The organism is Dyadobacter sp. (assembly GCF_039919315.1).
Taxonomy (GTDB): domain Bacteria; phylum Bacteroidota; class Bacteroidia; order Cytophagales; family Spirosomataceae; genus Dyadobacter.
In genome coordinates this window covers 81,574-94,434 of record NZ_JBDSFX010000092.1, presented here as the reverse complement: position 1 = coordinate 94,434, position 12,861 = coordinate 81,574, and the positions used below count along the sequence as shown (strand labels likewise).

Sequence of the window (12,861 nt, the reverse complement as noted above, 5' to 3'; positions counted from 1 at the left end):
GATAGTTTTATACTTTGCAGAAAAAAGGATTTTTATGGAACCAGCATTGTTGAATCAAGTCCCTTCGCTGGATTTGGCCGATTTCACGTCAGGAAATCCGGAACAGAAGGAGCAATTCGTCGCTGATTTGGGGTCGGCTTTTACAAATATAGGTTTTGTCGCCATTAAAAATCACGGATTGAGCGATGCGCTGCGCAACGATCTTTACCATTATGTGCAGCAGTTTTTTTCTTTGCCCGATGATATCAAAAAGAAATACGAATTTCCGAATCTGTTTGGCCAGCGGGGTTACATTGGCAAAGGCAAGGAAACAGCCAAAGGATTCAAAGTAGCTGATCTCAAGGAGTTTTATCACGTCGGCCAGCCGGAACCGATCGGTAGCATGCCTTCCAACGTATTTCCCGACGAACTACCCGATTTCAAAAAATTCACGCTGGAAGTTTATCAGACGTTTGAGAGCACCGGAAAAACGCTGCTCCGCGCCATCGCCATTTACCTGAATCTTCCCGAGGATTATTTCGAAGATAGGGTCAAAAACGGCGACAGCTTACTAAGAGCACTACATTACTTCCCGATTCCTAATCCCGAACTAGTACCCGAAGGAGCAGTTCGGGCAGCGGCGCATGGCGACATCAACCTCATTACCTTGCTGATGGGTGCCAGCGCAGAAGGACTCGAAGTACTTCGGAGGGATGGCGAATGGATCGCCATTACAGCATTACCGGATCAAATCGTCGTGAATGTAGGTGACATGCTCGACCGGCTTACCAATCATAAACTCAAATCCACCATCCACCGGGTCGTCAATCCGCCACGGGAAAAGATGGGTACCTCCCGATATTCGATCCCTTTCTTCATGCATCCGCGCGCAGACATGGACCTGACCAGCCTGGATAGTTGCGTATCTGCGGAAAACCCGAAACTTTACATCAATATGACTGCCGGCGAGTTTCTGGATGAGCGTTTGAGAGAATTGGGATTAAAGAAATAAAACGGCAGAACCCTCTTGGCCCATCCACCCATTCGCCGCTTTCGTTACATCATTTACCTGATGGATATCCTCTTGCTGTCACTCACAGCCTTTGGTGGCCCGCAGGTACATTTAATGATGATGATTGAAAGGCTGGTGCGGAAACGGCGCTACATTACTGAGGAGGAACTACTTGAATTACAGGCACTTTGTCAAGTATTACCAGGCCCGAGCTCTACGCAAACGGTAACTGCTATCGGTTTAAAAATCGGTGGACAGCCACTTGCCTACCTCAGCCTGATCGTGTGGTCGCTGCCTGCCATGGTGCTCATGACCATTGCTGCGATCGGCATTCATTATCTGGAAAGGCATTCCATTTCGCTTGAATTCACAAGGTTTGTCGGACCTATGGCAGTGGCGTTTTTAATGTACGGAGCATGGGCTATTGCTCGTAAAGTAATCCACAATACCCAGAGCTGGTCTTTTCTGATCATTTCAACCATTCTCGCGTATCTGTACCCATCCCCCTACATGACTCCCGTACTGATCATTGCGGGGGGAATTGCGGCTTCATTGAATTTCAAGAAGCATGAAAAAATGGAGCGGGGCCCGATCCGGATCCGGTGGCGGCCCATTATCTTCTGGATATCCGTGCTGGTAGCTGCGGCGATAGTAGGAAAGATCACGAACTCATTGCCTGTAAGGCTCTTTGAGAACTTTTATCGTAACGGAAGCCTTGTTTTTGGCGGCGGCCAGGTACTGATCCCGATCCTTTATAATGAGTTTGTAGAATTTAAGCACTATCTGACAGATCAGGAATTTTTGGCAGGAATGGCCCTGACGCAGGTTGTACCGGGGCCGGTATTTTCAATTGCTACTTTTGTCGGCAGCATTTCATTGCAGTCCGAGGGGATAACCGGGCAGATCATCGGCGGGTTTGTCGCTACTGCCGGAATATTTCTCCCCGGTACATTCTTCATATTTTTCGCCTACCCTATCTGGGGCCAGCTCAAAAAATACCGTGGTATCCGGGCCTCGCTGGAAGGAATCCATGCTGCGAGCTGCGGACTTACCATTGCCGCCGCGATCTCACTTTTCCAACCCATGATGACCGACTGGCAGCCGCTACTGACCGTGCTCATCACCCTGCTTGTACTCTCTTTCGCTAAAATCCCCTCCTACGTCATCATTATCGCAGGTTTGCTGCTCGGACTGATTTTCTGAGCTGCTAAACTGAACCCGTTTTACTGGCAGTACTGAATTCTGTGTGTATATTTACGTTACAACCATAATGTAATCGCTATGCTTTTGGAGCTTGATGATCAAATTATTCAAAGTACCGGCCTGAGTCAGGAAGAACTTCGGGTGGAATTGGCTGTGCAGCTCTACGAACAGGGCAAGATTACAGTGGGGCAAGGAGGTAGGATGACAGGGATGGGAAGTATCCAATTTCAGCACGAACTAGGCAAAAGACAAGTCGCTTCGGCATACGACCGGGATGATCTTGACTCTGACTTACAAACATTAAGCAAATTGTTTCAGTGATTGTTGTTAGTGACACTTCCGTGATCAGTGGTCTTTTTCAGTCCGAAAGATTATACATTCTTCAAAAGCTATATAAAAAAGTAGTGATACCTGAGGAGGTTTACATTGAACTGACCAAACTCGATCAGCAGCTTTTATCCGCATTAAAAAGTGAATGGATTGAAGTTAAAAATGTAAAGAAAACTGCATTGCTAACAGAATTATCCGTGCTTCTGGATCCCGGTGAAGCAGAGGCGATTAGTTTGGCCAAAGAGTTAAATGCCGATCTTCTGTTAATAGATGAGAAAAAAGGACGATTAATAGCGTAGCAACTGGGACTGCAAATAACCGGTATCCTGGGAATATTGATTGAGGCAAAACGTCAGGGATATATCACAGAAGTTAAAAGTATTATAGAAGCATTGACCACCAAAGCAGGTGTTTGGTTTAAACCAAGCCTTATTGCCGAAGTGCTTACAAGAGTAAACGAAATTTAACCACCAAAGAATAGTTCACCATTACAAGAATGAAACATTCCTTCCTTTTTCTTCTTTCCATTATCCTCTTTCATACTTTCATTTCCAAGGCCCAGATCAGTACATCGCCCAGCTTTTTGCACAGAAACCAGCAGTGGGTTGATTCTGTTTTTGCGACACTGACACCGGACGAACGCATTGCGCAGCTGATCATGGTTGCCGCTGTTTCGGATGTAAAAAGAGCCGTAATCGATCCAAAAACGAGTAGCCCGGCGGCTGTGGAAAAATTGATCCGCGAAAATAAAGTGGGTGGTATCGTGTTTTTCCAGGGCGGACCGGTTCCCCAGGCGCGCCTGACCAATTACTACCAATCCATATCCAAAGTACCGTTACTCGTCGCAATGGACGCTGAGTTCGGGCTAGCGATGCGTATTGATAGTACCGTAAGATATCCGTATCAAATGACATTGGGCGCGATCCAGGGCAGCAATGAGCTGATCTACGAAATGGGCGCCCAGCTCGCTAAACAAGCCAAACGCCTGGGAATGCACATCAACTTCGCCCCCGTCGCCGACGTCAATAATAACCCCAATAACCCGGTCATCAGCTTTCGCTCTTTTGGTGAAAACAAATACAAAGTCGCGGACAAAGCCGTTGCTTACATGAAAGGAATGCAGGATAATGGCCTCCTAACCAGCGCAAAACACTTCCCAGGCCATGGCGACACCGGCGTTGACTCCCATTATGACTTGCCATTGATTTCCCACAATACCAACAGAATTGACTCACTCGAATTATATCCATTCAAAGCATTGATCAGCAATGGTATCAGCGGGATCATGATTGCGCACCTGAGCATTCCCGCTTTGGATAAAACGCCCAACTTGCCTTCCACGCTCTCCAAACCGATCGTGAGCGAGCTACTGAGAAGCCAATTGGGATTCCAAGGGCTGATCTATTCGGATGCGATGAATATGAAAGGGGTTACCAAGTATTTCCCCGACGGAAAGGCTGATGCAATGGGACTGGAAGCAGGAATGGACCTGCTTGAATTTACCGAAGACGTTTCGAAATCCATTGCTGAGATCAAGAAAAGCATTGCCGAGGGAAAGATCAGTCAGGCGGAAATTGACTACCGGTGCAGGAAAGTGCTGGAAGCCAAGGCCTGGGCCGGACTGAACCATTACAAACCGGTTGACCTGAACAATCTTTACGAAGACCTGAACCCAAAAGCAGCGGAGCTAACGAACCGCCTGTTAACGGAAAAAGCATTGACCGTTTTAAAAAATGACAATAATCTGCTGCCGCTGCGGGAACTGGATACGTTAAAAATCGCGTCGGTTTCGATTGGTGCGGATACGATTACAACTTTTCAGAAAACACTTGGACTCTATACCAGCGTCGACCATTTCTTTATCCCGGCCAAAGCTACTGACGCGCAGGTTGCTGATTTGCGTTCCAAATTGAAATCATACAATCTGTTTCTCGTCGGTGTTCATTTGGGAAGCATTTCTCCCCGTACAAATTACGGCCTTACCGATCAAATGAATGCGGTTTTGAAGGAGCTGATTGCTACTAATAAGGCGGTAGTTTCTATTTTCGGCAACCCATATGCATTGAATAAAATCGAAAAACCTGAGGCTGCGAAGGCATTGATTATGTCGTATCAATTGACGCCATACACCCAGGATTTGTCGGCTCAGCTGATTTTCGGGGCGATACCTGCGAAGGGTAAGCTGCCTGTAACAGTGAATGTACAATTTCCGTACAATGCTGGAATAGAGACCCCAGCTATCGGCAGATTGAAATACACGATTCCAGAAGAGCTGGGGCTGGATTCGAAAGTGATTACCTACAAGATTGACTCCATTGCCAATGTTGCATTGACCCAAAAAGCAACGCCAGGATGTGTGGTTCAGCTGGCAAAAGACGGTAAAGTTTTTTTCCGGAAAGCTTACGGCAAACATACTTACGAAGGCCCGGAACCTGTGAAACTGACTGACCTTTATGACTTGGCGTCGGTGACCAAGATTACGGCGTCCACATTGGCGTTAATGAGCCTTTGGGATCAGAAGAAATTTGATCTGGACGCTACGATGAAGGATTACCTACCTGATTTCAAAAACTCAAACAAAGCAGATCTACATTGGAGGCGCGTTCTGACGCACAGCGCGAGGTTAAAGGCATTCATTGTACTTTGGAAAGAGGCGCAAAATCAGGACGGTAGCTGGAAAAGGAAGACTTTCAGCACCAAGGAGTCTAAACGCTACCCTACTTCGGTGGTGGGCGATAGTTTGTTTATTTTCAAAAATTATGACAAAACGATCTTCAAAGCCATTCGTGATTCACCATTGAATGAAAAAGAAGGATATGTGTACAGCGATCTCTCTTTTATTCTTTATCCGCAGATCGTCAAAAGCCTTTCCGGCGAGAATTTTGAAGACTACCTAAAAAACCATTATTACCACAAACTGGGCGCCAATTCACTGACATTCAATCCGAAACGTTTTTACAAACTGGAAGACATTGTACCTACCGAAAGGGATACGTTTTTCAGGATGACGCAATTGCATGGCCAGGTTCATGATGAAGCTGCCGCAATGCTTGGCGGGCTCAGTGGTCATGCAGGTTTGTTTGGGGATGCCAATGATGTGATGAAAGTGTGGCAAATGTATTTGCAGCAGGGATATTATGGCGGACAGCAGTTGCTGAGCAAAGATGCACTGATCGAATTTACGCGTTATCAATATCCAGAGGAAGGCAGCCGTCGCGGAATTGGGTTTGATAAGCCTACTTTCAAATATTCCGGTAATGCGCCGAAATATGCCAGTCCGTCCAGTTTCGGGCATACGGGCTACACGGGCATCATGACCTGGGCGGACCCTGCGTGGAAGCTGAATTACGTTTTTCTTTCCAACAGAGTGTACCCGACCAGAGAGAATAACAAGATCTCAGCGCTCAATATCCGTACTGCGATTATGGACGTGGTGTATCAGGAATTGTTAAAAAAGTAAGATGAGTTTCTGGGAAGGTACCCTGATATCTTCCTACATTTGTAACACGCACATTCACTCCAACTATGGCACAACACTATCGGTTCGACAAAGAAAAAGCATCCCGCCGACCGGGTGTCACGCCCCTGAAAGATGCCATTGATCAAATGCTGGACAAGTACCGGATCAGAAACCGGTTTGACCAATCCTATGTAGTGGCACATTGGGACAAGATCATGGGATCGGCCATCGCTACCCGGACTAAAACGGTCTACATTAAGGAGAGAACCCTTTTTCTTCAAATAGAATCGGCTCCGCTCCGCAACGAACTTTTCCGCGCCAAAACAAAAATTGTTGAGCTGATTAATCGTGAAATGGGGACGGATCTGGTAGAGGATGTGGTGTTTATATAGTCGGCTGTGGATCTCTAATGATAACTTAATAAGACAAAGCAAATGACAACGCTATTCATTAATACCGAGGACAAAGCGGTTTTACAAGCAGTTAGAGCGCTTCTTAATGGTTTCAAAGTTCCTTTTGAAGAAGCAAAAGATAAGGAATATGATCCTGAATTTGTTGCGATGGTAAAATTGAGCGAAAAGCAAATGAAAGCTGGCAAGACCGTTAAACTAGAAGCAGGCGCTAATGTATGGGATCTGGTATCTTCGAAATAGAATTTACGGAGCTTGCTATTCTGCATTTGCAATTCTGGCATAAATCTGGCCAGAAAAATCTGATTAAAAAGATCGGAGAACTTATTGAATCCATCAGGGAAACCCCCACCTCAGGGATTGGTAAACCAGAACTATTGAAACATCAGCTTGCCGGAAAATATTCACGCAGAATTAATCAAGAACACCGCATTATTTACGAAATAATAGGTGATACCGTTTACATATTCTCATTAAAGGGATACTATTAGTCCCAGATTTACAACTATATCATGACGACATTGACGAACTTTTACTTTCAAATTTACAGGACGCCGTCAATGCTTTGACTTATTTGAATGAACGAAATCAAGCTTCCGCCTTTTTTGAGGTCAGGTGATAAAATAGGGATCGTTGCTCCCGCCAGTGTGGTTAAGTATGACGATATCGTGCCCGGTATCAATATCTTCAAAAACGAATGGGGACTGGAAGTGGTGGAAGGCACCACACTGCAAGGCGCATTCAATCAATTTTCCGCTTCTGACGATGTCCGTCTTGCCGACCTGCAAAATATGCTGGACAACCCTGATATCAAGGCAGTTATCGCGGCTCGTGGTGGTTATGGTTGTTCCCGGATCGTAGATGGCCTTAATTTTGAAGGTTTCCTGAAATCTCCCAAATGGATTGTCGGTTTTAGTGACCTTACTGTGATTCTTTCCAGGATTTATCAGCTTGGCTATGCCAGTTTGCATGCTCCAATGGCCAAATCCATCACTACGGATGGCGCGGAGGAAGCTGCCAAATCACTCAGACAAATGCTTTTTGGCGAACAGCCTGCCTATACTTTTGCAGCACATTCATTGAACCGTACCGGAAACGTAACCAGCCAGGTTGTAGGCGGAAACTTATGCATTCTCGCACATCTGATCGGTACCGAAACGGAAATTGATACGACCGGCAAGATCCTGTTTATTGAAGATATCAACGAATACCTCTATAATCTGGACCGAATGATGATCCAGATGAAAAGGGCCGGAAAACTGACTAACCTTGCCGGATTGATCGTGGGACAATTCACTGATATGAAGGACAATGGCAGCCCGACTTTTGGAAAAGATACCTACGAGATCGTGCAAGAGCATATTGCTGAATTCGATTACCCGGTTTGTTATAACTTTCCGGTGGGCCACGTAGGCGACAACAGGGCCATGGGCATTGGCATGAAGGCTTCTCTGGAAATAGGAGATCGTGAGGTTAATTTCCGTTTTTTGCCTCAAACTTCCGATACTCAGTATTAATCACATGGAAAATTTTAGGGATAAGGTAGTCTGGATCACGGGTGCATCTTCGGGAATTGGAGAGGCTATTGCGCTCGCATTTGCCAAAGAAGGCGCTAAGCTGGTATTGACCGCCCGCCGTGAAGAAGAGCTGATCCGCGTGAAAAAACTGACCGGACTTCCAGAAAGTCATGTACTGGTATTGCCTCTCGACGTGACGGAATTTAACAAGGCCAAGCCTGCTGCCGAACAGATTATCGGTCATTTCCAACGAATTGATATCATGGTTCACAACGCGGGTGTAAGTCAGCGGTCTTACATTCAGGATACCGATCTGGAAGTGTACCAAAAGCTGATGAATGTAAACTTTTTCAGCACCGTAGCATTAACCAAGGCCGTTTTGCCTTACATGAAGAATCAGAAAAGCGGCCATTTCATCGTAATCAGCAGCGTGGCGGGTAAAATCGGTACGATCATGAGATCGGGTTATAATGCTGCCAAACATGCGCTGCATGGATTTTATGATTCTTTGCGGGCCGAGGGGTTTGAGGATAACATTAAAGTTACTACCATCTGCCCAGGCTATATCCGTACCAATATTTCGCTGAATGCATTGAATGAATCTGGTGCCAAATTCGGGAAAATGGACGCCAATCAGGCCAAAGGTATTCCTGCCGACGAATGTGCGCGTCAGATTTTGGATGCCGTTAAAAAAGATAAAAAAGAAATCTACATTGGCGGATTCAAGGAAGTTGCCGCCATATATTTGAAACGATTCTTCCCGAGCATGCTTTTCGATCAGGTCAGGAAGAACATTCCGGAATAACATCTGCTCCCTACTTACTCTTTGCTTTTTCCAAATAGTCAGTCGCTAATCTACTGAGCGAGCGTACTCCTAAAACCAGGCTACCTTCGTCTACGTAAAAGTCAGGGGTATGGTGCGGCGCTGCATCTGCCACATTTTTACCTTTCGGCATACCTCCCAGAAAGAAGAAAAAACCGGGTACTTTTTGCTGGAAGTATGAAAAGTCTTCCGCTCCGGTTTTGGCCGGAATCACTTTCACATGATCATTTCCCGCCACATTTTGCAAGGTACCGATCATTTTTTCAGTTAACGGTACATCATTAAATGTCACCGGATACATGACATCGATCTTCACTTCTGCTGTTGCTCCCGCACTTTGCGCAATGAGTGTGGAAATGTCGGTGATTCTTTTGTGTACATAGGTGTGCATCCCCTCGTCGAAAGTGCGGATCGTGCCGATCATTTTAACCGATTCGGGAATGATGTTCTGCCTGATGCCGCCATTAATAGCCCCGATTGTCACCACAGCCGGTGCCTGGGTCAGATTTAAATTACGGCTGACGATCGTTTGCAAAGCAGTCACAATCTGAGAGGAAGTCACGATCGGATCAATGCCTGACCATGGATATGCGCCGTGGGTTTGCTTGCCTTTTACATCAATACTAAAAAAATCGACGGCGGCCATAGTCGCTCCGGGCCTGTAAGATATACTGCCCACTTCAAGCTGCGAATCAATGTGCAGACCGAAAATGGCTTCAACTTTCGGATTTTCCAACACGCCTTCCTTTACCATCAGCTGCGCACCACCCTCTTCGCCAGCTGGCGCTCCTTCCTCGGCGGGTTGGAAAATAAACTTAATTGTTCCGGGTATTTCACCTTTAACAGATGCGAGCACTTCGGCAACTCCCATGAGGATCGCAATGTGCGTATCATGGCCGCAAGCGTGCATGACGCCTGTTTTCTGACCATTATAATCCGTTACTACTGCTGATTTGAATGGTAGTTCCACTCGTTCGGTGACCGGCAGCCCATCCATATCAGCCCTGAGCGCCACGACCGGGCCTGGTTTTCCACCTTTGAGGATACCCACTACGCCTGTATGCGCTACACCTGTGGTGACCTCAATTCCCAGTTGTTTTAAATGATTCGCTACTTTCTCCGCTGTCTTAAACTCACGGTTACCGAGCTCAGGATTCTGGTGAAAATCGCGTCGCCATTCTACCAGTTTTTTATCCAGCGTCTGCGCCTTTTGATCGATGGCGGTACTTATTTTCGACTGGCTGAATGCATTGGTTACGGAAAGTAGCGCCGACAAGAGCAGAAGTCCGTTGAGAATGGATTTGGAATGCCGTAATGTAGAATATGTCATTAAATGAAGTTCTTAAAGGGTTAACAATCAGTCATAGGAATGCATTTACGCAATATAGTACACAATCACCTTCCAAGAAACACAAAGAGGCCCTATCCTGTTAAAGATAACGCCTCTATTTTCAAGTTAAACTACATTAAGTTGCTTTCAGGCAATCAATGCTCGTCTTCCAGGAAACCAGTACGACGGTAGCCGGCGTATTCGTATTGCACACCCGGGTCATCTGAAAATTCCAGTTTGACATAGATTGAGTCCGTTTTGTTACCTCCCGGCGTAGTAGCTGCGCCTTTCAGTATCTTGCCCTCAATCACCGATACTTTAATATCGGGATCATACGCATTGCTCAATCCGGGAGCGGCTGCGAAAGTCAGGCCCGGAAGGCTAACCTTGGCGACAACTTTTGCAGGCCATAATTCATGGTCGTCAAAAATGAGGTCGGTCTCATTGTTTGCAGCGGTATTTGAAGTAGTAAGAAGGTTAAACCCTGCACCAATGTCTTCTCCATCCGTGAGCACATTAATCCACCATTCCCCAGCCATTGCCTGCAACTTAGTACCTTCTATTTCTGGTTCATTTCCCAAATCGCAGGACATCAAACCAAACAACAGGAATATTATCGAGTATTTTGTATATTTTTTCATGTTCATTTTATTGTTTTTCAAATACACGCAACGCAGTTCCAAATCCGGAGTTGATAACCACCCAACTGTAAGAAACGCCCTCTTTAATCGTAGCATTGGTCGCCGAGAACGAGTTTCCCGGTGTCAGCTGAAATGGTAAACCCAACTTACCTTTGTCGTAATAATAGAAGTAAACAGTTTCACCTGGTGATGGCGTTGCAACTCCTCCTATGTTATTGCTCTGGTAAAAGTTATCCGAAATCTTGGTCACTTTCGAAACTCCCAACGCACCCGCATTCCTTTTGTAACTTCCGGAAATGTCAACACCCTGAGCAGCAGCGGAAATCACTCCAACGTAACGGTACTCAGTGGATGAATAGCCATCCTTATTGGTAGCGTCGTACTGGATCACATAAACGCCAGGTGTTTTGGTATCCACTGTTCCTGTGGTTGTGACCGTTATCTCCGTCTCTCCCTCAGTTGCGGTGGCACCTGCATCAGCAAACGTGCCTCCCACCTTCACCGTATTCCATTGTTCTCCTTTCAGCGTGATAACCGGGTAAAATGTAATACTCGATATATCCTCAGTTACTCGATCGGGTTCGCAAGATAATGCGGCGAACAGCGTCAAAGTAAACATTACTAGCTTTATTCCTCTTTTCATAATTGTCGTGATCATGATTATATGATTATTTCATCCACCAGACTTTGTCTGTAATGTTTGGTACCTGCGGCGTATTCGGGTTCACGTCGCGTGACGCAGACGTGTAAGGGATCCGCTTAGGAAGCGCACCGCCCGCAGTCACGGCCTGCACGGATGAGGTCCATTGGCCTGGAACATATTGGGTGCTCGTTACAGGCACCGGCGATTTTTCGGGATATCCCGTACGCGCCTGATCCCAGAACGACTCGTAACCCTGACGAACCATCGCTACCCATTTCTGGTACATGATCGCCTTGATTTTTGCTTCCGTTGTTCCGGCTGTGGGGTAAGCATACGCACCACCCGCAGCTATTTTCTTAGGATCGAAAGTAATCTTGAACTTGGCGTATGCAGCAGGAACCGCCTTCTCATAGAATGATTTGGCCATTGCTTCATTACCTGTGCGCAGATATGCCTCTGAAAGTAGAAAATACACTTCATCAATACTGAAAAAGTAGAATGGATCAACCGCGGTCATTTTCGCAACACTTGGTGTAGTTGGTGCCACGGTAGAACCATAGTCACCTTGTGCCAAACCAACCTGGCCTGTCGCCCCTGGCGTGAAATATGCATCTAATCTCGCGAAGTCATTATTTGCTTCCAGATATGACAAAAGTGTTCTGCTTAGTCTCAGGTTAGTGCCTGTATTGAGCTGACGTACATTGTTTTCATATAATGGGTTGCTTCGGTTAGGCTCATCCACAAATTGGGTAATAGCCGCCGGACCTTCCAGAAAAGCTGTATTTGCATCAAGCATTGCTTTGATTGCTGCAATTGCCGGTGCGGCATTGGGACTGCTGGTCTGGCGAAGATACATTTTCAACTTCAGCGTATTGATAAAACGTTTCCATTGGTCGATCTGATCAGCAGCACCTAATGTACCGAAAACAAGGTCAGAAGATACCTGGGTTGACTTTCCGTTGTTGAAATCCAGAGCCAATGCTGCATCCAATCGTTTCAATAATTCAGCGTAAACCGTCGGACCATCATCATACTTAGGCGTTTTATTGGTTTCCACCTGAAGAGCTTCTGTCAAAGGAATTTTGTCGAACCAGTCGGCAAGCATCTGGTAACCATAGGATTGTACAGCCACAGCCTGCAACACCATAATGTTGTTGCCAGATTCCGTTGCTTTTTTCTTTACGTCCTCAAAGTCGTTCAATCCACCTGCATATAATTCAGTCCAGGCGATGTTATAATCCGCTGCATTGAGGTTATAGGCATCAATGGTCCTGTACTGCGAGCTGGAATTCGATTGCGCCCAGTGCTGGGACCATATTCCGCCGATGATCGCGAAATCACCACCAACGGTACCTGCTACCGAAGCCTGAGCGGCTGGTAATACGTACTGTGGTGCTACATTGGTTGGGTTATTGGGGTCTTCATTAACATCAAGCCAGTCGTTGCAAGACCCCAGCGCGAATGCTGCGAACAGCAATACACTATTTTTAATTATACCTTTCATTTGAAATTA

General features: G+C 46.2%; 14 protein-coding genes. 10 read left to right on the top strand and 4 right to left on the bottom strand.

Features of this window, described 5'->3' with window-relative positions:
- The first annotated feature begins 34 nt into the window (after positions 1-34).
- The 10 genes from ABIO93_RS27325 to ABIO93_RS27280 all read left to right on the top strand — a co-directional run bounded on the left by ABIO93_RS27325 (position 35) and on the right by ABIO93_RS27280 (position 8,716).
- Complete coding sequence (locus ABIO93_RS27325) at positions 35-991, top strand: 2-oxoglutarate and iron-dependent oxygenase domain-containing protein (protein WP_348073187.1); 957 nt, start codon at positions 35-37, stop codon at positions 989-991.
- A 60-nt stretch (positions 992-1,051) separates the two neighbouring features.
- Positions 1,052-2,194: a chromate efflux transporter gene (gene chrA / locus ABIO93_RS27320; RefSeq protein WP_348073261.1), complete on the top strand. Its 1,143-nt coding sequence runs from the start codon at positions 1,052-1,054 to the stop codon at positions 2,192-2,194.
- 78 nt (positions 2,195-2,272) lie between these two features.
- Entirely contained in the window at positions 2,273-2,515 is a 243-nt protein-coding gene (locus ABIO93_RS27315) for a UPF0175 family protein (RefSeq protein ID WP_348073186.1), read from the top strand.
- Complete coding sequence (locus tag ABIO93_RS27310; RefSeq protein ID WP_348073185.1) at positions 2,512-2,823, top strand: hypothetical protein; 312 nt, start codon at positions 2,512-2,514, stop codon at positions 2,821-2,823. The genes ABIO93_RS27315 and ABIO93_RS27310 overlap by 4 nt, the downstream gene beginning before the upstream one ends.
- 197 nt (positions 2,824-3,020) lie before the next feature.
- Positions 3,021-5,984: a glycoside hydrolase family 3 N-terminal domain-containing protein gene (locus ABIO93_RS27305; protein ID WP_348073184.1), complete on the top strand. Its 2,964-nt coding sequence runs from the start codon at positions 3,021-3,023 to the stop codon at positions 5,982-5,984.
- Positions 5,985-6,049: 65 nt separating this feature from the next.
- Positions 6,050-6,376 (top strand): DUF721 domain-containing protein, encoded by a 327-nt coding sequence (locus ABIO93_RS27300; protein ID WP_348073183.1) that lies wholly within the window; start codon positions 6,050-6,052, stop codon positions 6,374-6,376.
- 42 nt (positions 6,377-6,418) lie between these two features.
- Complete coding sequence (locus ABIO93_RS27295) at positions 6,419-6,637, top strand: DUF2683 family protein (RefSeq protein ID WP_348073182.1); 219 nt, start codon at positions 6,419-6,421, stop codon at positions 6,635-6,637.
- Positions 6,613-6,885: a Txe/YoeB family addiction module toxin gene (locus tag ABIO93_RS27290; protein ID WP_348073181.1), complete on the top strand. Its 273-nt coding sequence runs from the start codon at positions 6,613-6,615 to the stop codon at positions 6,883-6,885. The genes ABIO93_RS27295 and ABIO93_RS27290 overlap by 25 nt, the downstream gene beginning before the upstream one ends.
- Before the next feature lie 87 nt (positions 6,886-6,972).
- Positions 6,973-7,911 (top strand): LD-carboxypeptidase, encoded by a 939-nt coding sequence (locus ABIO93_RS27285; RefSeq protein ID WP_348073180.1) that lies wholly within the window; start codon positions 6,973-6,975, stop codon positions 7,909-7,911.
- 4 nt (positions 7,912-7,915) lie between these two features.
- Positions 7,916-8,716: an SDR family oxidoreductase gene (locus ABIO93_RS27280; protein ID WP_348073179.1), complete on the top strand. Its 801-nt coding sequence runs from the start codon at positions 7,916-7,918 to the stop codon at positions 8,714-8,716.
- A gap of 10 nt (positions 8,717-8,726) precedes the next feature.
- On the opposite strand, the gene ABIO93_RS27275 is transcribed toward ABIO93_RS27280, so the two are convergent.
- The 4 genes from ABIO93_RS27275 to ABIO93_RS27260 form a co-directional block, all read right to left on the bottom strand.
- Positions 8,727-10,064, bottom strand: a complete 1,338-nt coding sequence (locus ABIO93_RS27275; RefSeq protein ID WP_348073178.1) for an amidohydrolase — start codon at positions 10,062-10,064, stop codon at positions 8,727-8,729.
- A gap of 155 nt (positions 10,065-10,219) precedes the next feature.
- Positions 10,220-10,705: a lipid-binding protein gene (locus ABIO93_RS27270; protein ID WP_348073177.1), complete on the bottom strand. Its 486-nt coding sequence runs from the start codon at positions 10,703-10,705 to the stop codon at positions 10,220-10,222.
- Between the two features lie 7 nt (positions 10,706-10,712).
- Positions 10,713-11,363: an immunoglobulin-like domain-containing protein gene (locus ABIO93_RS27265; protein ID WP_348073176.1), complete on the bottom strand. Its 651-nt coding sequence runs from the start codon at positions 11,361-11,363 to the stop codon at positions 10,713-10,715.
- A 10-nt stretch (positions 11,364-11,373) separates the two neighbouring features.
- Complete coding sequence (locus ABIO93_RS27260; RefSeq protein WP_348073175.1) at positions 11,374-12,852, bottom strand: SusD/RagB family nutrient-binding outer membrane lipoprotein; 1,479 nt, start codon at positions 12,850-12,852, stop codon at positions 11,374-11,376.
- Between the last annotated feature and the right edge of the window lie 9 nt (positions 12,853-12,861).

Coding starts and splice junctions, on each gene's coding strand:
- ABIO93_RS27290 (WP_348073181.1), top strand. CDS start 6,613: ATGGGATCTGGTATCTTCGAAATAGAATTTACGGAGCTTGCTATTCTG.
- ABIO93_RS27295 (WP_348073182.1), top strand. CDS start 6,419: ATGACAACGCTATTCATTAATACCGAGGACAAAGCGGTTTTACAAGCA.
- ABIO93_RS27315 (WP_348073186.1), top strand. CDS start 2,273: ATGCTTTTGGAGCTTGATGATCAAATTATTCAAAGTACCGGCCTGAGT.
- ABIO93_RS27275 (WP_348073178.1), bottom strand. CDS start 10,064: ATGACATATTCTACATTACGGCATTCCAAATCCATTCTCAACGGACTT.
- ABIO93_RS27270 (WP_348073177.1), bottom strand. CDS start 10,705: ATGAAAAAATATACAAAATACTCGATAATATTCCTGTTGTTTGGTTTG.
- ABIO93_RS27260 (WP_348073175.1), bottom strand. CDS start 12,852: ATGAAAGGTATAATTAAAAATAGTGTATTGCTGTTCGCAGCATTCGCG.
- chrA (WP_348073261.1), top strand. CDS start 1,052: ATGGATATCCTCTTGCTGTCACTCACAGCCTTTGGTGGCCCGCAGGTA.
- ABIO93_RS27305 (WP_348073184.1), top strand. CDS start 3,021: ATGAAACATTCCTTCCTTTTTCTTCTTTCCATTATCCTCTTTCATACT.
- ABIO93_RS27325 (WP_348073187.1), top strand. CDS start 35: ATGGAACCAGCATTGTTGAATCAAGTCCCTTCGCTGGATTTGGCCGAT.
- ABIO93_RS27285 (WP_348073180.1), top strand. CDS start 6,973: ATGAACGAAATCAAGCTTCCGCCTTTTTTGAGGTCAGGTGATAAAATA.
- ABIO93_RS27280 (WP_348073179.1), top strand. CDS start 7,916: ATGGAAAATTTTAGGGATAAGGTAGTCTGGATCACGGGTGCATCTTCG.
- ABIO93_RS27265 (WP_348073176.1), bottom strand. CDS start 11,363: ATGATCACGACAATTATGAAAAGAGGAATAAAGCTAGTAATGTTTACT.
- ABIO93_RS27300 (WP_348073183.1), top strand. CDS start 6,050: ATGGCACAACACTATCGGTTCGACAAAGAAAAAGCATCCCGCCGACCG.